13 protein-coding genes are annotated in these 20,533 nt (G+C 41.3%); 2 read left to right on the plus strand and 11 right to left on the minus strand.

Annotated elements, in window-relative coordinates; genetic code table 11:
• Nucleotides 1-203: 203 nt before the first annotated feature.
• The 7 genes from HMPREF2795_RS05625 to HMPREF2795_RS05655 form a co-directional block, all read right to left on the minus strand.
• Complete coding sequence (locus tag HMPREF2795_RS05625) at nt 204-1,691, minus strand: ABC transporter substrate-binding protein (RefSeq protein ID WP_075228422.1); 1,488 nt, start codon at nt 1,689-1,691, stop codon at nt 204-206.
• 109 nt (nt 1,692-1,800) lie between these two features.
• Entirely contained in the window at nt 1,801-2,721 is a 921-nt protein-coding gene (locus HMPREF2795_RS05630; protein WP_001074703.1) for a carbohydrate ABC transporter permease, read from the minus strand.
• A 13-nt stretch (nt 2,722-2,734) separates the two neighbouring features.
• On the minus strand, nt 2,735-3,664 hold the full coding sequence (locus HMPREF2795_RS05635; RefSeq protein ID WP_049530327.1) for an ABC transporter permease: 930 nt from the start codon (nt 3,662-3,664) through the stop codon (nt 2,735-2,737).
• 206 nt (nt 3,665-3,870) lie between these two features.
• Entirely contained in the window at nt 3,871-5,751 is a 1,881-nt protein-coding gene (locus HMPREF2795_RS05640; protein WP_075228423.1) for a beta-N-acetylhexosaminidase, read from the minus strand.
• Nucleotides 5,745-6,614, minus strand: a complete 870-nt coding sequence (locus tag HMPREF2795_RS05645) for an ROK family protein (RefSeq protein ID WP_075228424.1) — start codon at nt 6,612-6,614, stop codon at nt 5,745-5,747. Before HMPREF2795_RS05645 ends, HMPREF2795_RS05640 begins: the two co-directional genes overlap by 7 nt.
• Nucleotides 6,615-6,698: 84 nt before the next feature.
• Complete coding sequence (locus HMPREF2795_RS05650) at nt 6,699-9,344, minus strand: alpha-mannosidase (RefSeq protein ID WP_075228425.1); 2,646 nt, start codon at nt 9,342-9,344, stop codon at nt 6,699-6,701.
• A gap of 76 nt (nt 9,345-9,420) precedes the next feature.
• A complete protein-coding gene (locus HMPREF2795_RS05655; RefSeq protein WP_075228426.1) occupies nt 9,421-10,701 on the minus strand; it encodes a glycoside hydrolase family 125 protein in 1,281 nt (426 codons plus the stop codon).
• Between the two features lie 171 nt (nt 10,702-10,872).
• On the opposite strand from HMPREF2795_RS05655, the gene HMPREF2795_RS05660 reads away from it, so the two are divergent.
• Both HMPREF2795_RS05660 and HMPREF2795_RS05665 read left to right on the plus strand, forming a co-directional pair.
• Nucleotides 10,873-12,957 (plus strand): GH92 family glycosyl hydrolase, encoded by a 2,085-nt coding sequence (locus HMPREF2795_RS05660; protein WP_075228427.1) that lies wholly within the window; start codon nt 10,873-10,875, stop codon nt 12,955-12,957.
• Nucleotides 12,958-13,382: 425 nt separating this feature from the next.
• Nucleotides 13,383-14,831: an APC family permease gene (locus HMPREF2795_RS05665; protein ID WP_075228428.1), complete on the plus strand. Its 1,449-nt coding sequence runs from the start codon at nt 13,383-13,385 to the stop codon at nt 14,829-14,831.
• A 116-nt stretch (nt 14,832-14,947) separates the two neighbouring features.
• On the opposite strand, the gene polA is transcribed toward HMPREF2795_RS05665, so the two are convergent.
• The 4 genes from polA to dnaB form a co-directional block, all read right to left on the minus strand.
• Nucleotides 14,948-17,581, minus strand: a complete 2,634-nt coding sequence (gene polA, locus HMPREF2795_RS05670; RefSeq protein ID WP_075228429.1) for a DNA polymerase I — start codon at nt 17,579-17,581, stop codon at nt 14,948-14,950.
• A gap of 64 nt (nt 17,582-17,645) precedes the next feature.
• Nucleotides 17,646-18,779 (minus strand): N-acetylmuramoyl-L-alanine amidase family protein, encoded by a 1,134-nt coding sequence (locus HMPREF2795_RS05675; RefSeq protein WP_075228430.1) that lies wholly within the window; start codon nt 18,777-18,779, stop codon nt 17,646-17,648.
• A gap of 101 nt (nt 18,780-18,880) precedes the next feature.
• A complete protein-coding gene (locus HMPREF2795_RS05680) occupies nt 18,881-19,147 on the minus strand; it encodes a Veg family protein (protein WP_000128621.1) in 267 nt (88 codons plus the stop codon).
• Nucleotides 19,144-20,502, minus strand: a complete 1,359-nt coding sequence (dnaB, locus tag HMPREF2795_RS05685; RefSeq protein ID WP_000852500.1) for a replicative DNA helicase — start codon at nt 20,500-20,502, stop codon at nt 19,144-19,146. The genes HMPREF2795_RS05680 and dnaB overlap by 4 nt, the downstream gene beginning before the upstream one ends.
• Nucleotides 20,503-20,533: the final 31 nt, after the last annotated feature.

The raw sequence follows: 20,533 nt of genomic DNA on the forward strand, positions 1-20,533 counted from the left end.
AGTTTGCTCTTTGATTTTCATTGAGTATAAGATGGTATTTTTTCATATGTCTATAACCAATGTTAAATGTAAGAGCAAAACTCTGAACAAAATACAAATAATTATATGTATTTATTATAAAAAGAATCACCACCTTATCTAGAAGGCTCTAGACAAGGCAGTGATCGCTCTTTTTAGGAATGAATACACGAAATCAATCTATCTTATGATTTTTTGCTTTTCAAGAATTCGTCGTATTGTTTTTGCATTTCATCCAATACTTTTTGGTAAGCACCTTCAGATTTAAGTTTTTCCATCAATTCTGGAATAGCTTTTTCTGGGTCTACAGTACCAGTGTTGATAGCTGTATCGAATTGTTGCATAGTGTTAGTGATAGCTGAGATTTCAGATTTCACATTGTCAGTGTTAAAGATGAATCCAAGCGCTGGAGATTCTTTTGCAGTTTCCAAGTCTTTCTTAGATTGTGCAATTTGCTCATCTGTTACGTTTTCGTTGATGTAAAGAATCCAGTTGTTACCAGTGTTCCATCCTGACATGTGAGTGTTTCCTTTGTATCCATCAAGGACTTTAACACGATTTTCTTTACCTGCAACTTTCTCCCAGTTCTTGCCTTCTGGTCCATAAACAAGTCCGTTCAAGAGTTCTGGGTTAGTGTTCAAGAGGTTCAACACTTCCATTGCTTTTTCTTTGTTCTTAGAGTTGTTAGAAATTACAAAGTTAGCAACTTGAGTTGTTTGGTTTTTCTTGATGAAGTTAGTAAATGGTTTGATTTGGATGTTTCTGTTAGCAACACGAGAAAGCAAGCTGCTACCGTAGTCAGCTGGTCCTACTGTTTCTTCGCGAGCAAACCAAGTATCTTGAGTAAGGTCATATGAAGTTTCGCTTGTTGCTACGTCTTTTGGAATGTATCCTGCTTCATAGAATTTGTGAAGAGTCTTCAAGTGTTCTACGAAACGAGGCACTTCGTAACGGTTAACGATCTTAGTAGTGTCGCCTTCAAGGTCGATGACGAATGGAAGTCCATTTGCAACTGGGTAGTCAAAGTTTTCTGATGGAATAAAGTTTTTACCAACAGCGAATGGCATTACATCTGGAGCTTTTTCTTTGATTTGTTTCAAGACTGGTTCAAGTGTTTCGTATGAAGTTACACCTGAGATATCGATTCCATATTTTTCAAGAAGTGGGCCGTTGAAAGCAAAGTTTTGTGAAGATGCAACGTTAGCTGCAACTGGAACTGCATAGATTTTACCGTTTACAGTGTTACCTTTGATGTAAGCTGGGTCAAGAGCTTTGTAAAGGTCAGCTCCTTCTTTCTTGTACAATTCTGTCAAGTCAGCATAAGCACCTTTTTGAGCGTTTACGACATAGTTATCTGCAAAGGCGATATCATAGTTTTCACCTGATGAAGTGATAACTGACATTTTCTTGCTGTAGTCACCCCAACCAAGGTATTGGATATCCAATTTAGCGCCAACTTTTTCTCCGATGATTTTGTTTGCATTTTCTAGCAATTCATCCAAGTTATCTGGTTTGTCACCGATTTGGTACATTTTGATAACAGTTGTATCACCTGATGACGATGATTCAGCAGCTTTTTGGTTGTTTCCTTTAAGGTTTCCACAAGCAGCAAGGCTAGCAGCTAAAGCGACAAGGCTAGCAGATGCAAAAGCATATTTTTTCCAGTTTTTCATTATAAAAACTCCTTTTTTTATTTTTAAAGTTATTAACAAATTGAGATTGTTGATTTTCCTTTGCCAGAAAAATCAGAGTTAGAGAAGAAACATTGTTTCTTAGACTTCCTTACTCTTTAACACCACCGATAGTCAAACCTTTTACAAAGTAGCGTTGGAAGAATGGGTAGAGGATCGCAATCGGAACAGTCGCAACTACGACCATGGCCATACGACCTGTTTCTTTTGGTAGGGCAACCGCAAGTTGTCCTGACATACCAACTGACTTAGCAATGTAATCCATGTTGTTTTGAATTTGCATGAGCAAATATTGCAATGGATACAAGTTGTCACTCTTGATGTAAAGAAGGGCGTTAAACCAGTCATTCCAGAATCCAAGCGCTGTCAATAGTGTAATCGTTGCGATACCTGGTAGTGAGAGCGGTAAACAGATTTGGAAGAAGATACGAGCTTCACTAGCTCCATCGATACGAGCTGATTCGAGGATTGCTTCTGGGATGGTTTTCTTGAAGAAGGAACGCATCAACATGATGTTGAATGGTGATAGAAGCATTGGAACAATCAAGGCCCAAATAGTATCACCAAGGTGAAGCAATTGAGTCACCACGATATAGCCTGGTACCAAACCAGCATTGAACAACATACTAAGAAGAGCGAAGATTGTAAAGAATTTACGATACTTAAATGTTGAACGTGAGATGGCATAGGCGTAAGTTGTAGTGATAAAGACGTTTGTCAATGTACCGACAACTGTCACAAATACTGAGATAAAGAGCGCTTGTAAAATCTTATCTTTGAACTGAGCCAAAAACTCAAAACCATCTAATCCAAATTGTGATGGGAAGAAGCTATATCCATATTGAACGATACTCTTCTCATCTGTAATCGAGATAATGATGACAAAGATGAAAGGCAAGATACAAGAGAAGGCCAGCAAACCAGAAATGATACTAAAGAAGATATCTGCTTTCTTGCTGAAGGAGTGTATGCCAACATTATCAATTTTTTCTTTTTGAATTTTTTTTGCCATATGCTCCTCCTTTCTAGAATAGTGCTGAGTTAGGATCAACACGTCTTGCAAGTAAGTTTGATAGGATAACCAGAATCAAACCGACGACTGACTGATAGAGACCGGCTGCTGAAGCCATACCGATGTCTGCTGTCTGTGTCAAACCATTAAAGACATAGACGTCCAATACGTTTGTTACGCTATAGAGCTGACCAGCGTTGTGAGGGATTTGATAGAAGAGACCGAAGTCTGCACGGAAGATGTTTCCGACTGCAAGGATGGTCAATACTGTCACAAGTGGTGTCAACTGAGGGATGGTTACGTTGCGAATACGTTGCCATTTGCTAGCACCGTCCACTGTCGCTGCTTCGTAGTAAGTTGGGTCAATACCCATGATTGTAGCGTAGTACATAACACTACTGTATCCGAAGCCTTTCCAGATACCTAGGAAAAGGAGGAGGTAAGGCCAGATACTGATGTCTGCGTAGAAGTTAATCCCTTTCATTCCGAGAGCTTCTAAGGTGTGATTGATAAGCCCTTTATCGATATTTAGGAAAGCATCTGTAAAGAAACTGATGATAACCCAAGATAGGAAGTAAGGGAACAACATAGATGTTTGGTAGATTTTAACCATTTGCTTAGAGCGAAGTTCACTAAGGATAATAGCGATACCAACTGACACGATCAAACCGATAAAGATAAATCCAAGGTTGTAAAGGACAGTGTTTCGAGTGATGACAAAGGCATCTTTGGAACTAAACAAGAATTTAAAGTTATCTAGTCCGACCCATTTACTATTTATAATACTGTGAACGAATCCTTCACCAGTCATATGGTAGTCTTTGAAGGCAACCACATTTCCAAATACTGGGATGTAGAAGAATAAAATCAACCATAATGTCCCTGGTAAAACCATTAAGAGAAATATCCAATTATCTCTCAAAGTTTTTGAAAACTTGTTCATAATTTCCTCCCTTTTTATTTTTCTAAAACTTGATAATCTCATAATTTTTAGATTTGATAACGTTTACAAAAATAGTATACTCTTATTTTAAGGATAGTTTAAACTACTAATTATAGAAAAAACTCCACAAATTATTTTATGTGGAGAACTTTTTTTATAATAAGAAGTGTGTTTCACGAGAAACTTTCTTCCTGAATAGAGTTTTTCTAGGTCGTATAAATGGTCGAAGCTGTCGCAATGGTGTGCCACTGGTTGGCTGTCGTTGCTGCGAAGTCCTTATCTCCGTAGAAATCATTAAATGGCAAGATGTCTACTTCTAGTTCTTCGATGCGGTCAATTTGACCAGCAAGATAAGCCTCGATACGACTTTCTGCTCGCTTGATCCGCTGCAAGAGTCCACCCATACGGATGTCCACTGTATCCAAGCCAAAGACCTTGTTCTCTTTTAGCCATTGTTGGCTAAAGAGCTTGTGGAAGTTTTCAATCTGGCTTCGGAGTTTTGGTAATTCTTCTCTGGCAATTTGTTTCAAGCTGTCTTTATCATCTGCTTGATAGGCTTGGCGAATGCGTCGTCCCACATCAACCTTGCTGCTTAAAATCTGGTTCAACTGAGCCTGAGTTTCGAAAAGATACGCGTAAACTCCAGCTTTTTCTTTAATGTCAGAAAGAGTCTCAGCTGCCTGGGCAAAGTGAGGCTTGTCCTGTTCAGGTGTCATGTGCTGATCAAGAATTGGGCAAAGAACATCCTGATAAAAGGTATAGCGGTTAGGGTTGATACCACTAAGATTTCCTGGTAGGTCTGGCAAAAGATTAGCAAGGTCAAGTTGCATGAAGTCCTCAACCGATAGACCAGTATTAGTTTTGAAGTGTGCAGATAAGCGCTCTAAATCATTGCGATAGCTGAGTTCCGCCCAGATTTGTAGACTTGGCAGAATAGAGAACTGGGCTGTTTCACCACCATTATCTCCCCAACCAGTCACAATGACTTCTTTAATCTGATTGGCACGGCAGGCTTTATTAGCCTCAATAGCTACTAGACGGCTGAAATGGTTGTGAGGCGTAAAACCGATCCATTTCCAAGCCCCACCTGCAAAGGCGATATCTTGGCTAATCTTGTGGTGATTGCGGAAGTTACGGTTGTATTTTTCTTCGCTATCCTGATAATAATCCCAGTAAACCAAGGTCACACGGTCTTTAAGACGATCTAAGTAAATACGAGTTTCTTCTGGAATTTCCACATCACGGTCGTACTGTCCATCTGCTGACATTAGCTTGAAGAACATATCGCTCCACATCTGACAATGGAAACCATACTTATCTGCGATATCTAGCACACGCTCCAAGTGTTGGCACATAAGGAGGCTACGATCAACAACGCCATTTAGGATGAGGTAGCGTCCCAAACCAACCAAATGGGCTTCGTCCATACCGATATTGACCTTGCGAGTTTGCAGTTTAGACAGAGTCGCAAACATGCCGTCAATCAGATCGTAGACTTTTTCTTCGCCGATAAGGAGGATGTCCTCTACATCACGAAGTTGCTGGACTTCTTTGACACCCCATTTGACAAAGGCTGACAAGTGAGCCAAGGTCTGAATACAAGGAACAAAAGTCATATCAAACTGTTGGGCGTAGGCTTCAATTTCCTGTAACTCTTCAGCTGAGTATGCTCCACGGAAATAGCCAAAGTATGGTTGCCCCTCGATTTGATAAGTGTCTTCCATGTAGAGCTCAAAGGTTGAATAACCCATCAGAGCTAAGACTTCAATCATCTGCTTGGCAGATGCGACATTGAGCACGGCATTGCGCGAACAGTCAGCCATATAGGCTAAATCTTCGTAAGCAGCCTGTTCTTCAATCTCTACTTTGTCTCCTTCTGTTAAAGCTGTTGCTAGCACAGACAAGGCACGGTAGAGTTGATGAGGTTTACGGTAGGTCAGTTGATACTGCCCATTCTCACCCTTGATAGAGATAGAAGCTTGGTCAGACTGAGCAACTGCCACTTCTACATCCGGTAGAGAAATGTGATTTTTTAAGACTTCGATAGCTTGGGCTTGTTTGGGACTAAGTCCTGTAAAACTTACCATTGGTTTTCCTCCTGTAACCAGTTGACAAGGGCACCGTATAGATTGGCATCTGCATGATAGGTGCAAGCTTGAATGACTGGAGCGATAGTATATTCTTCATATCTTTCCACAAAGGCGTCTACTGCTTTTTGAACGCCTTTGATAAAATCTGGGTTCTGACTGATAGAACCACCTAGGCTAATGACATCTGGGTCGATTAAGTACTGGATATTGAGCAGGCCTTGAGCTAGGTTACGGTTCATGCGTTCAATGGCTTCTTGGCAGAGGGCATTTCCTGCTGCAGCCTCTTGGTAAATCTTACGGCCATCCCAGTCAGACTGACCTGATTTCTCAATCACATAACGAACCATGTTTCCCGTAGAAGCTAGTAGCGACCAGTTGTTGAGCTTTTCTGCAGGCTCGATGGTTGTCATGTAGCCAAACTCACCGCCCAAGCCATGACGACCTCGGTGAAGTTTTCCATTGATAATCATGGCTCCACCGATTCCTGTGCCAATCACGACACAGGCTGCATTTTCAATCTCAGGATGAGCTAGCAATTCACTGAGCCCAACACAGTTGGCATCATTTTCTAGGTGGACAGGAAGCTTATGATGAGCAAGGGCCTCATACCAAGAAAAACCATGGATGTAAGGAATGGCGCTAATTCCCTCAATCACTCCTGTTTTTTGGTTAACTGCACCTGGCACACTCATAGCAATCCCACGATAGTCTTGTTCTGACAAACGTTGGTCCAACCAAGCAAGCAACTCTTCTAGAGTCTCTGGGGTTGGTGTGCTGTTCTTATCTAAAATCTTTCCATCAGGAGTTAGACTAGCAAACTTAATGCCAGTTCCTCCAATATCAATGGTTGCAAGGGTCATGGCTTTCACCTGTAAAAAGGAGCGAATCAGCAGTTGGTTCTTACTTTTTCGCTCCTCCTTTCTGTTTATGTTTTCTTTTTGAAATTAAATTTCTTCTTTTTTAATCAATTCTGTACGAATTTCTTGTGGCGCCAATAGTCCTGAATGAACTGGATATGGTCGTTCCAATAAGTCAAGAATGGTTTGTTGTTTGTCAGACACGCGAACATTTTCTTGACTCATATTGTAATAACGAAGGACGTAGCCTTCTTCATTTTCGGCAACTTTAAAGGCTGTTGGGCAGACTTGTGGCAAGTTCAGTGCCGCATGATTGAAGAGACTACCTGTTGCTGCGACGCTACCTTCTTGTTTTGCAACTTGAAGAGCTGTAAATGGCACCTGGAAGGCTTTGGCGCGACGGAAGGCTGAGAAACGTTCGCCTGCTTGATGGCATTCTACTGCAAACTCAACTTCGATATCGCGCAAGCACTGGGCTTCTGGCGTTGGGAAGTAGCCCCAGTCACCTAGCTCACCTGAAGCACGGAGAAGAGTTACAGCCATGGTGTCGTCTCCAAGGATTTCGTATTCGTGCAATCCTTTATTGGATACGGTCACTCCTTTTACATCATCATACAAACTGACAAAGGCTTGTTGGTGTTGTGGATTTTCAGGATTTTCCCAAGAAGCTGCCGGTTTATTTGGTCTTGTCACAACTTCATAGATGCTTTCAGAATCATTACTTGGGCGTGTGTTATGAGTTTTGACCAAGAGACGAATGCGGTGGTCTTTGGCTGTATTGGTAAAGCGAGTCTTGAAACGAATCTGTGGATTGTCCACAAAGACAGTCATCTCTGTTTCAAGAGGAATGGTTGTCAACTCTTCTGAACGACCTGCGTCTCGTTTCATGAATTCGATGATTCCTCTTTGTTCAGCATCCAATTTTTCATCTGCACTGACTGGGATAGTCAAGTCGTGTTTGAGCAAGACCTTAGCATAGCGAGCATTGTTTTCTAGAACTTCATAACCTTTCAGTTGCGCAAAGATTGGCTCTGTTCCTTTTGGTTGGAAGTAAATGTACTCGTTACCGATATCACCACGGTCCTCAAATTGGATGAAATCTTCATAAGCTTCGTTTGTAGTCTTGTCGTAGACTGTAATTCCTTGGTCTACACTCACAGTTACGAATGGTGTATCAATGACTCCATTTTGGTAAATACCATCACGGTGATTTACTTGACCTTCAACCAATTGGAAGCTTGCCCAAGAAAGAGGAGCAAGGTGAACTGGGATTGTCACGCGCACTTGACGTGCAATATATGGCTGACGGAATTTATCCTTTGGCAAAGTATAGCCAAAACTTGCTCCCAAGTCTTCAATCTTGGCTTCAATGACATGACCATCCAAATCTTCAACGTGATAATCTGGCAAGGTCACAGCTGCCATCTTCTTGTAGCCTTCAGTCGGATGCAATTCTTTGAAATCACAAGTGACAACATCCACTACAACACTAACCGTATCAACCTTGTCATGTAAAGCTGTGTTGACAACGGTAAAGAGGTGGTCACTTTGCGCTTCTTGAGTTGCTATTTTGTGTTTCCATTCATTGAGAAGGTTTGTTTTGACAAAGTTTCCGACTTGATTGACCTTGGCAAAGCGAGTTTCCATTTCACGGTGTACTTCATCAATACTACATCCACAGATGCTATCGTGTGGTGCATTTTGCAAAAGTACTTTCCAAGCATAAGTTAATTGATTCTTGTGGTTATGTCCACCTGTGAGAATAGTCAACGGTTCCACGATCTGCTCTAACAGGTTGCTGTTTTCTTGGAAGGCTTGTTTGAGATAAACGCGTGAAGAAGAGGTGTTAGCAAGAGTGTACCAACCATCTGTTTCTTGGCTAGTCAACTCACCTGTAACTGTTGATAGGTGTTCAGGAAGTGCACTTTCCACTGCTTGAACGTATTCATCAAAGGAGCTGTGAATAAAGGTCACGTCTGGGAAGAGTTCATTGGCCACACGAATAGCTTCACTAATATTTCTCTGTACTGGTTGGTGGTCACAACCATTCATCATCAACCATTGGTTAGTAGAAGCATAGTCACGTACGTCTGCCAATTTTTGTTTCCAGAAGGTCAAGGCTTCATCTTTATCCACTGGAATTTCGTTCCCGTTACTGTACCAGTTAGCAAAGAGAATACCAAGCACACGGCTACCATCAGCACCCTGCCAGTACATCTCAGAAAATTGAGAGGTGAATTGCTCATCTTCGAGAACTTGGTTGTCAAATCCGATTGGTTTAACACCGCGACCAAAGGCTGCTACGTGAATGCCTGATTTTTGAAGAATTTGAGGAGCTTGCCCCATATTTCCAAAGGTATCTGGGAAGTAACCAATCTGCGTAGATTTGCCCCATTTAGCACATTCAGCTTGTCCAATCAAGGTATTGCGGACGTTAGCTTCGCTGGAGATCAAATAATCATCCTGCAAGATATAGAAAGGACCAATCTTGAGCTTGCCTTCGTCGATATAGCGCTGAACCTTGTCACGGTTTTCAGGGCGAATTTCTAAATAGTCATCAAGGACAATGGTTTGTCCATCCAAATGGAAACTCTTGAACTCAGGGTCATTTTCAAAAAGATCAAAAAGATTGTCAAAAAGTTCCACCAATTGCATACGATGACTTTCAAAAGGTAAGTACCACTCACGATCCCAGTGGCTGTGAGAGATAATATGTACAACAACATTTTCCATGAGTAAAACCTCATTCTAACTTAAATTTAAAAATATATTTGTGATTCTGTACAAGAATCTGTCGAGCAAAAGCTCATTAGCGGATATCCAAGTAATCCAAGACTAATTCGCAGAACATCATGTTGGCCCATGAGAACCATTCGCGTGAGTAGAGTGTCGGGTCGTCTACGTGGAAGCTTTCGTGCATCACACCTGTTCCACCATCACAGGCAACCAACTGATCTAGCAAGAATTTCTTCTCTGCCTTATCCGTCGTTGTCAATCCTTGGATAGATAGAGCAATCGGCCAGATATAACGGTAGAAGGTATGTGAACTTCCGAGTCCACTTGCGTACTCTCCTTGGTAGAAATATGGATTTTCAGGGCTCAGGATAGTGCGACGAGTTGCTTGATACACTTCATCGTTAACATCACAGTAACCCAGATACGGAGCCGCCAATAAGCTTGGCACGTTTGGATCATCCATGATACTAGCATTTCCTAAACCGTCTACCTCAAAGGCATAGATTTTCTCGCCCTTACTGTTTGTAGTGTAGGAGTAGTTCTCAATTCCTTCTTGAATCTCAGCTTGGAGTCGTTTGGCATCAGCAATGATGCTCTTGCTATCAGCTAGATTCAATTCTGCAAAGATTTCTTGGACATAACCTAAGACAACCACTGCAAACATATTTGATGGAATCAAGTAGCTGTACTGACAGCAGTCATCACTTGGACGGAAGGCTGACCAAGTCATCCCTGTTACGGCGAAGTCTGGCCCAAAACCATCATTTACCAAGGTATCTTCCTTGCGATCAGTATCACGGACAAAGCGATAAGGAGAGTTCTTGTGGTCTTGTTCTACCGTCCACAGATGAAGAATTTCCTTGGTCGCTGTAACAAAGGTTTCATCAAATTGGCTAGTTTCACCAGTTTCTTTCCACAGAAGATATGCTAACTGCAAGGGGTAGCAAAGCGAATCCACTTCATACTTGCGCTCCCAAATCCAGCCATTGAGGTCTGTATGATCTGTCTCGTGGTGACCCTTCCAGTTCTCCTCAATATTGAAAGAATTAGCATAGGGATCTTTGAGAATCAAAGTCATCTGGCGTTTGACCAAACCTGCAATAGTCTGACGTAAACGAGGGTCTCTTTTTGCCACATGAAGGTATGGTCTAAGCTGAGCAGTCGAGTCCCGAAGCCACATAGCTGGGATATCCCCCGTCAGCACAAAGGTCGAGCCATCTTCTAAGATTTCAACTGTATTGTCTAAAGTGTCTGTGTAACAACGTTCAAAGACATCCACCCATTCCGGATGATCTTTAGCACGCTCTGCTACCTCATCTAGCCACTCTCTGACAATTTCTTTTGAATAAACCATAAACTATTTTGCCTCTTTCAAACAAATTTTCATTTTCAGTATATAGCTTTTAGTCCAGAAAATATATACACAAATGTTAGTCATTATTCTACAAAATTGTTATATTTGAAAGTCATTTTCTAAAAGTATCCTTTTTCTGATATAATGTAGAAAACTACTGAAGGAACTACTATGAAACCTATACTTGAAACCATTGATACGCGTTTTGGAACAGCCAGTAAACACGCTTTTTCGCGAGGAAACACCCTACCCTACACAGGTGTTCCTTTTGGGATGAATTACTTTGTACCCCAGACTAGTGACCAGGAAGGATCTTGGTTCTTTGATCCCCATCTTCCTATCTTTCAGGGTATTCGACTAACCCACCAACCTAGCCCTTGGATTGGCGATTACTCCTGGCTCTTGCTGACACCAATTACAGGAGAAATCAGCGGCGATACTCTCTTTCATCGTCAATCTTCTTATAATCTTGAATGTGCTATTTTTAATCCTCATTTTCTAAAGATTTTTTCTGAGCGTTACCAGATTGAAACGCAACTAAGTCCTACTTGCTATGGTGCTTCCCTTCAGATAAGACAAGGACAAGGAAAGAACCTCTCCCTCTATCTTCATGCCGCAGATGAACTGACAGTCGAACAAGTCCATAAGCGTACTCTGGCCCTGAGACAAGCAGGAGAAACCGAAACCAATAAAAGTCCCCTAGCCATGTTCACTGCCCTCACATTTTCAGTAGAAATCTTATCTATCAAGCAAGAGGGACAGGACTGGCGTATTGACTTGGCTGGAGCGGAAGCTCAGGTTCAACTGGCGACTTCCTTTATTTCCAAAGAACAAGCCCTCTTTAATCTTCCTAAACAAGATTTTGAAGAAACGAAAATAAACGCTAAAGCGAGTTGGGAAGATCTTCTAGATCGTTTTGATGTCGTGGAAACTGGACCAGTAGATCGAACATTTTTTGATCACTGCCTCTACAGACTTTTCCTCTTCCCACAAACCTTCTATGAGGTAAATGAGCAAGGCGAGACTATTCATATAGACCTTGCTTCAGGAACGATCAAGCCTGGTCTACTCTTTACCAATAATGGTTTTTGGGATACCTTCCGTACTTCATTCCCACTCTTTGCCTTGATTATTTCGGAATACTATCGCCAATTTCTTGAGGGCTTCCTCAATAGCTATCGTGATACTGGATATCTGCCTAAGTGGCTTGCCCCTGACGAAAGAGGAATGATGCCTGGAACCCTGATTGATGGCCTTATTGCAGATAGTGCTTGCAAAGACATGGCGCCTGAGCTTGAGGATGAATTTCTCAAAGCCATGATTGAAACTGCTACTAAGGCAGATCCAAAAGCTATCAACGGGCGACACGGCCTGGCCCAATATCAAGAACTTGGCTACCTATCCACAGATTATCATGAAAGTGTCAGTCACACACTAGACTATGCTTACAGTGATTTTTGTATCTCTACTTGTGCAGCAAGATTAGGTCAAGAAGAAATAGCCCAAACTTATGCTCAATATGCTAAGAATTATCAGAACCTCTTTGACTCTGAAACAGGCTACATGAGGGCGCGTGATGTAGATGGCAACTTCCGTCCTGACTTTTCTCCTTATAGTTGGGGGCGGGACTATGCCGAATGCTCAGCTATTCAAGCCAGTCTCGGCGTCTTGCACGATATTTCTGGACTTGGTCAACTAATGGGTGGAAAAGAAGCCTTTAGCAACTATCTCTTAAAAACTTGTCAAAGTCTCCCACTCTTTGAAACGACGGGTTATGGATATGAAATCCATGAGATGAGCGAAATGGCAACAGCGCCATTTGGGCAACTAGCCATTTCAAACCAACCAAGCTTTCACATCCCTTATCTCTTCCGCTATAGCAATTATCCTCAATACACCAGTCTCTTAATCAAGACTCTCCGTCAAAAAGCCTTTCGAGCTGGCTGGGATGCTTATCCAGGAGATGAGGATAACGGTAGTTTATCGGCTTGGTATGTCTGGTCTGCTCTTGGGCTTTACCCAACTTGCCCAGGAAAAGCAAGCTATGATCTTGGGATTCCACTCTTTGGCCACCTTCGTATCTATCTGACAGAAAAAAATCAGTGGTTGGATATTCGTACACAACAAAATCATGAACACTTCCACTTTGTAAAAAACTGTCATCTTGACGGAAAAGAGAAACAAAGCATCAGCCATCAGGAACTGCTCAATGCCAAGACTCTTGACTTTACCCTCAGCTGGTTACCAAATCACTAATAGTTCAAATCCCTTTGTCATGTACAAGGGGATTTTCTGATTTATACCAAATCCTCCACAAAGTTATCCACAGATTGTGTATAACTTTCAATTAACTTTCAAATCAATTTCATGTACTTACAAACGATTTCTCTCAACTATTTTTTTGACATCCTAAACTAAAACACCCTCAATATCCTGTTCTATCAGTCTTTATAACCGACTAGCTTAGTACCCAACTCATACATTCTATCTCTTTTTTCTAAACTAACATTTGGAAAACAATTTTTTATTTCACAAAGTTATCCACAGATTGTGTATAACTTTTACTCAAGTACAAACTCCAGCTGATAAATTCCCCCTACATTTTTTATAGGAAATTTCGGATTTTGTTAGGCGCTTTCAAAAAAACATGATATACTGAAACTAATAGAAAAGGAGACATTATGAAAAAAGATCAACACCAACTTAATTGGCTGATGGTTTCTCTGATTGCCTTCAACATGGTTTGGGGGCTAGGAAACGTCGTCAACAACTATTCTCAACAGGGAATTTCAGTCGTCGTATCTTGGATTTTAATCCTCGCACTCTACTTTATCCCCTATTCCCTCATCGTTGGACAACTAGGTTCTACCTTTAAGGAAAGCGGAAGCGGTGTTAGTGACTGGGTTGAAAAAACATCAACCAAACGTCTCGCCTACTTTGCTGCTTGGACCTACTGGGTTGTGCATATCCCTTATCTCGCACAAAAACCTCAAGGAATTCTAATTCCACTTGGTTGGGCCTTACAAGGTAACGGACAATTCCTTAAACAAATCGACATCCACTGGATCGTTATTCTCTGCTTGCTAATCTTTGGACTTTTCCTCTACCTTTCTACAAAGGGATTGGCAACTCTAAAAGTCATTGGTAGCTTGGCAGGAAGTGCTATGTTGATTATGTCTTTACTCTTCGTGCTTTTGGCTGTCGGTCTGCCTTTCATCAAGCCAGATATTCAGTTTGCGACACCACACATGGATCAACTAAGCACCTATATTCCAAACTTTGATTTTTCTTATTTTACAACGATTTCACTACTGGTCTTTGCAGTTGGTGGTTGTGAAAAAATTTCCCCTTATGTGAATCAAACTCGCAACCCTGCAAAAGAATTTCCAAAAGGTATGATTGTCATGGCCATCATGGTGGGGCTCTCTGCTATCCTCGGATCAGTTGCCATGGGAATGCTATTTGATGGCAATAACATCCCTGAAGACCTCATGCGTAATGGCGCTTATCAAGCCTTCCAAATGTTAGGAAATTCTTGGGGAGTTGGAAACCTCTTTGTCGTGATCTACGCTCTTACAAACATGGTCGGACAAATCGCTGCGCTTGCCTTCTCTATTGACGCACCATTGCAAATCCTTCTCAATAACGCTGATGAAAACTATATCCCAAGCTGGCTTCGTAAACGTACTGAAAAAGGTGTCCTCATTAACGGCTACCTTCTTACAGGTATCCTCGTTAGCCTTATCATCATCCTTCCAATTTTTGGTATTCAGGAAATTGACGGACTTGTAAAATGGATGACCAACCTCAATTCTATCGTAATGCCAATGCGTTACCTCTGGGTATTCCTTGCCTACATGATGCTTAACCGTGCTTGGAAGACATACAAAAATGCCGAATACAAGTTTGTGAACAATCCTAAACTTGGCTTTGTTATCGGTACTTGGTGCTTCCTCTTTACAGCCTTTGCTTGTATCCTTGGTATGGTTCCAAAAATTAACTACGCTGAGAATCCAACAGCTTGGCAATTCTCTCTACTTACAAACATCTTGACTCCAATTATTCTGATTGGATTAGGTGTGATTCTACCAGTACTTGCCAAAAAAGAACAAAAGAAACAAATCAAATAATGCTACTATTAGTTAGATAAAATCGATTTTATCTTTGCTTACAAAAATTTTCTCAGCAAAAATCCCCTTAAACGTTACTGTTCAAGGGGATTTCTTTTTGTTTAATAGTCTATTTTCTACTTGGCCTCATACCAAGTTGCGCCTTCATTTTCATCAGCAATGAGGGGCACACTGAGTTGAATAGCTTCTTCCATGGTTTGCTTGACGAGTTTTTTGATGGCAGCTAATTCTGACTTAGGCACTTCAAGAACGATTTCATCATGTACTTGTAGAAGCATCTTAGTCTGATAACCACCCTCTACCAAGGCTTTATCTAGCTGAATCATAGCGATTTTGAGAATATCTGCAGCTGATCCTTGGATAGGTGAGTTGATGGCTGTACGTTCCGCAAAACCACGAATGTTAAAGTTGCGCGAATTGATATCTGGCAACTCACGACGACGTTTGAAGAGGGTCTCTACATAACCCTTATCACGCGCCTCACGTACCACTTCATCCATGTAGTTTTTGATTCCTGGGAAGCGTTCAAAGTAGGTATCAATGTAGGCCTTAGCCTCTTTACGGCTGATACCTAGATTATTCGATAAACCAAAATCTGAAATTCCGTAAACCACTCCAAAGTTAACCGCCTTGGCATTACGACGGTCGTTTGGAGTCACATCCTCAGGACGTTCAATTCCAAAAACCCGCATGGCTGTTGAAGTATGGATGTCAGCCCCCTCTTGAAAGGCCTTAATCAAGTGCTCATCTTTAGAAATATGGGCCAAAACTCGTAGCTCAATCTGTGAGTAGTCCGAGCTGAGAAGGACACTATCCTCCCATTCTGGCACGAAAGCCTTACGGATAAGTCGCCCTTGCTCCAAACGAACAGGAATATTTTGCAAGTTTGGATCCACACTAGACAGACGCCCTGTCTGAGTCAAATCTTGTACATAGCGCGTGTGAATCTTGCCATCAGCTAAAATCCAGTCCTGTAAACCAATCACATAAGTGGATTGAATCTTAGCAATCTGACGGTAATCGAGAATTTTCTTGACGATTGGTGCAATAGGAGCTAGACGCTCCAATACATCCACGGCTGTCGAGTAGCCCGTCTTGGTTTTCTTGGTATATTCGAGAGGGAGACCTAGTTTTTCAAAAAGAAGGACACCCAACTGTTTAGGTGAATTGATATTAAATTCCTCACCTGCTAGGTCATAAATCTCTTGCGTCAGCTTTTCAATGACAAGCTCATTTTCGGCCTGCATCTCAAGCAAGGTCTCTTTTTTAACTTTAATTCCAGCGATTTCCATCTTAGCAAGGACAAAGGCTAGAGGTTGCTCCATATCATAAAGAAGGTCAAGTTGTCCGTTTTCGCTTAATTTTTCAAGTAAAATAGGCTCTGTCTCAACCAATACAGCAACCTTACGAGCCAAGTGCTCCAAGAATTTTTCTCGCTCTGGAATAGCTTTCTTAACGCCCTTACCATAGAAGGTTTCATCATCGACCAAGTATGTTTGACCGTAGAGACTAGCAATGGTTGAGATTTCATTATTCTCGACTGTTGATAGGAGATATTTTGCTAAGCGGCTGTCAAAAGCAGGAGCCTGCAAATTCAAACCAAAGCGATTTAAGAGAACTTTTGCTTTCTTAAAATCATACACTTTCAGAGCTGTTTTTTCTAGAAAATCCTTAAGAATCGGCTCCTGCAAGAGTTCCAGCTTTTCTGTAGCATAGAGTTTGTCTCCGCACGACCAAGCAAAACCAATCAAGTCATCTGTATGGTAGTTTTCTCCAAAGAGTTCAAAGTGGAAGATGGAGTCCGCGCTTAGCATATCTTGACTGACTTGGTCAACAATAGTAAAGTCCAAACTCTCAGCCACATCAGCTGATGATACATTTAAAGCCTGCTTGAGTCGTTTGAAGCCCATCTCATCGTAGAATTTCCCAAGATTTTCCACATCTGGACCGCTATAAACCAAATCATCCAGTCCGATCTCAATCGGCGCTTTCGTGTCGATGGTAGCCAGTGTTTTAGATAGGAAGGCTTGTTCCTTGTCGTTAATGAGATTTTCCTTCATCTTAGAAGCCTTCATCCCATCGATATTTTCATAAATACCTTCGAGCGAGCCATGTTCTAGCAAAAGCTTGATCCCAGTCTTTTCACCAATCTTAGTTACACCAGGGATATTATCTGACTTATCTCCCATGAGGGCTTTAAGATCAATGAACTGAGTTGGTGTGATGCCCATCTTTTCCATGAGATATTCTGGTGTAAATGCCTCAAACTCAGCTACACCTTTCTTAGAAATCTCAACCACTGTATGTTCATCTGTCAACTGGATCAAGTCCTTGTCTCCACTGACGATCGTCACATCAAAAGAATCCTTCTCAGCCAAACGACCAAGAGTCCCGATGATATCATCTGCTTCATACTGGGCTAACTCATAATGACGAATCCCAAGATGATCTAGCAACTCACGAATAAAAGGGAATTGCTCACGAAACTCATCCGGAGTTTTGGCACGACCACCCTTGTAGTCTGCATACATCTCGGTACGGAAAGTCGTTTTACCCGCATCAAAAGCAACCAAGATATGACTCGGTTGAACACGCTCCAACAGGTGATTTAGCATCAAATGAAAACCGTAGATTGCATTGGTATGTAGTCCATTGTCATTTTTAAAACGATCCAGTTGCTGGTAAAGTGCAAAAAATGCTCGGAAAGCAACTGAAGAGCCGTCAATCAATAATAATTTTTTCTTGTCCATACACCCATTATAAAGGAAAGCAGGGAAAAATACCATTAGGAAGAGCCCAAATGCTGAATAACACTTATGAGACTGGTTTTTCTACTCGAACTCCATCAGCATCAACTTGAAATCCATCGATAGTCGTATTTACTGCCAATTCTCCAGATGCATTTACATAGTAATGTTTTCCTGAAACCTGGAACCACTGACTGGTTTTCATAGCTCCAGAACTTTCCAGATAATACCAAATACCTTTATCCTTTAACCAACCTGTCTGCATTTCACCAGATGACTTCAAGTAATACCAATTCGAACCTTCTTTTAACCAGCCTGTCGTCATTCTACCATCAGCTTGCAAATGATACCAATTCCCATTAATCTTCTTCCAACCGACTGCTTTTTGACCATTGTCATAGTAGTACCAACTTGTTCCCTCTTTTGCCCAACCATTTTTAGAGCTACCTGTTTTAGTTAAGGGGATATAACGTCTGTTTCCACTTCGTGAAATATAACTAATCCATTTATAGCCTTCTTTTTCAAAGGTTTGATCATAATGAACACTCATTCCAGCTTCGTAGTAATCAATGACAGTAGCTGTCAGTGTCGGCTGATCCATAATAGCTGCTTTTTCCGTAAAGTAATGTGTCCCACTAGAAGCTAGTAGAGACTGATGATGCCCTACACTAGCATTCCCAACATCTTTAAAGTGAATAAAACCAGTCATAGAACTCGCTTTTACAATTCTACGATGATACGTTTCTGTATAATCGTAATTGTACTCCTCAATTTCAATCATGTCTCCAATCACGTTAGATACCCAAGCTACGTGACCATATTGCCCTCTTGTACTCCAAGCAATCGCACCAATTGCTGGTTGCTGGTCCACACGATAGCCTTCTTTTTGGGCTCGATAACCCCATTGATTAGCATTCCCATAAGCAGCTGGTAGCTCAAAACCATTGACGCTACTTAAACGAAAAGCAGCAAAAGAGGTACACTGTCCTGAGTACATGCGCCACTTATCAATTTTTTGACTTCCATTTTTATAATAATAGGGATAATCATCTCCACGTGCCTGTGATCCATTGTTTGCCTGGTTGGCATGAACAGTTCCTCCACCAAATAAAAAAGCTCCTGCTAGTAATAGTGAAGCTGATCCTACAGCTGTCTTTCTGAGAAAAATTCCCTTTTTATGTCCTGCTTTAGTAAATGTCATTCATTCTCCTTCAAATAATTAGATTTTTGAGGTTGACCTCATCTATATCATTCGAAAGAAAATAAAAAAAGTGAGAAATCTTCTCACTTTCATGATTATCCTTAATCCAAATAATGAATTAAGTTCTTTTCTGTCAAAATATCTGAATAGGTGAAAGATTCAACATAGACATTAGCCTGTTTGTCTCCTTCAACATTTCCAAACTCAACGATGAAGAGCGATGGATAAACCTCAATTAGTTTTCCCAAACGATTCTTTTGACGTTTACGACCATTTTCTAAGGTCATTTCCACCACTTGTCCCTCATGCGCCTTAATCTCTTCTTTGATTTTTTTCATTTTAGCCACATCTGTAAATGCGTCTGTCATCTTGGTTCCTCCATCTTAGAAATACTTGAAAATTTATTATATTCTTTTTGGAAAATCAATTCTACCGTTCCGCGAGCACCGCTACGGTTTTTCTCGATAATCACTTCTACTTTATTATTTGGAATGCCTTCCTCCTCTTCACCACCGCGCTCATAATAGTCATCACGATAGAGAAAGGCTACGATATCAGCATCCTGCTCAATAGATCCAGATTCACGAATATCAGACAAAACTGGTCTCTTATCTTGACGTTGCTCTACACCACGAGAAAGCTGACTAAGAGCTATAACTGGAACTTTGAGTTCTTTTGCTAAGATTTTCAACTGACGGGAAATCTCAGATACTTCTTGTTGACGATTTTCTCGACCAGTCCCTGTGATCAGCTGAAGATAGTCAATCAAAATCAAGCCTAGATTACCTGTTTCTTGAGCTAGTTTACGGGAACGAGAGCGAATTTCTGTGATCCGAATCCCTGGTGTATCATCAATGTAGATACTTGCATTAGCCAGATTACCCTGAGCAATCGTATACTTGCGCCATTCTTCCTCAGTCAATTGACCTGTACGGATAGAATGCGACTCTACCAACCCTTCCGCAGCCAGCATACGATCGACCAAACTTTCAGCACCCATTTCCAGAGAGAAAATAGCAACTGTCTTGTCTAGTTTGGTTCCGATATTTTGCGCAATATTCAAAGCAAAGGCTGTCTTACCAACCGCAGGACGAGCTGCCAAAATAATCAATTCTTCCTCATGCAGACCTGTCGTCATGTGATCTAAATCTCGATAACCTGTCGCAATACCCGTGATATCTGAAGTCTGTTGCGAACGAGCTTCTAAATTCCCAAAGTTGATATTCAATACATCGCGAATATTTTTAAAGCCATTTCGATTGGCATTCTCACTAACGTCAATCAAGCCTTTTTCTGCACGAGCAATAATTTCGTCAGCAGGTTGAGAAGCTTCATAGGCTAGGTTTACAGACTCTGTCAACTTAGCAATTAGACGTCTAAGCATAGCCTTTTCTGCTACAATTTTAGCATAGTATTCCGCATTGGCAGAGGTTGGCACCGAATTGACAATCTCAACCAGATAAGACAAGCCTCCGATAGTTTGTAAATCACCCTGGCTATCTAGTATCGTCCGAACTGTGGTTGCGTCAATAGCATCTCCACGATCAGACAAATCAACCATAGCTTGAAAAATCAAACGGTGAGCATACTTAAAGAAGTCCTGTGAATCGATATATTCTCGGACAAAAACGAGTTTAGTCTCATCAATAAAAATGGCTCCTAAAACAGATTGTTCTGCCAGTATATCTTGAGGCTGAACACGCAGTTCTTCAACTTCTGCCATCAGACTTTCCTTCCTTTTACAATATTGTCAA

The organism is Streptococcus sp. HMSC056C01 (assembly GCF_001811305.1).
Taxonomy (GTDB): Bacteria; Bacillota; Bacilli; order Lactobacillales; family Streptococcaceae; genus Streptococcus.

Bases quoted from the DNA above. Each gene is read 5' to 3' on its own strand.
- HMPREF2795_RS05625 (WP_075228422.1), bottom strand. From the start codon at position 1,691: ATGAAAAACTGGAAAAAATATGCTTTTGCATCTGCTAGCCTTGTCGCT.
- HMPREF2795_RS05630 (WP_001074703.1), bottom strand. From the start codon at position 2,721: ATGGCAAAAAAAATTCAAAAAGAAAAAATTGATAATGTTGGCATACAC.
- HMPREF2795_RS05635 (WP_049530327.1), bottom strand. From the start codon at position 3,664: ATGAACAAGTTTTCAAAAACTTTGAGAGATAATTGGATATTTCTCTTA.
- HMPREF2795_RS05640 (WP_075228423.1), bottom strand. From the start codon at position 5,751: ATGGTAAGTTTTACAGGACTTAGTCCCAAACAAGCCCAAGCTATCGAA.
- HMPREF2795_RS05645 (WP_075228424.1), bottom strand. From the start codon at position 6,614: ATGACCCTTGCAACCATTGATATTGGAGGAACTGGCATTAAGTTTGCT.
- HMPREF2795_RS05650 (WP_075228425.1), bottom strand. From the start codon at position 9,344: ATGGAAAATGTTGTTGTACATATTATCTCTCACAGCCACTGGGATCGT.
- HMPREF2795_RS05655 (WP_075228426.1), bottom strand. From the start codon at position 10,701: ATGGTTTATTCAAAAGAAATTGTCAGAGAGTGGCTAGATGAGGTAGCA.
- HMPREF2795_RS05660 (WP_075228427.1), top strand. From the start codon at position 10,873: ATGAAACCTATACTTGAAACCATTGATACGCGTTTTGGAACAGCCAGT.
- HMPREF2795_RS05665 (WP_075228428.1), top strand. From the start codon at position 13,383: ATGAAAAAAGATCAACACCAACTTAATTGGCTGATGGTTTCTCTGATT.
- polA (WP_075228429.1), bottom strand. From the start codon at position 17,581: ATGGACAAGAAAAAATTATTATTGATTGACGGCTCTTCAGTTGCTTTC.
- HMPREF2795_RS05675 (WP_075228430.1), bottom strand. From the start codon at position 18,779: ATGACATTTACTAAAGCAGGACATAAAAAGGGAATTTTTCTCAGAAAG.
- HMPREF2795_RS05680 (WP_000128621.1), bottom strand. From the start codon at position 19,147: ATGACAGACGCATTTACAGATGTGGCTAAAATGAAAAAAATCAAAGAA.
- dnaB (WP_000852500.1), bottom strand. From the start codon at position 20,502: ATGGCAGAAGTTGAAGAACTGCGTGTTCAGCCTCAAGATATACTGGCA.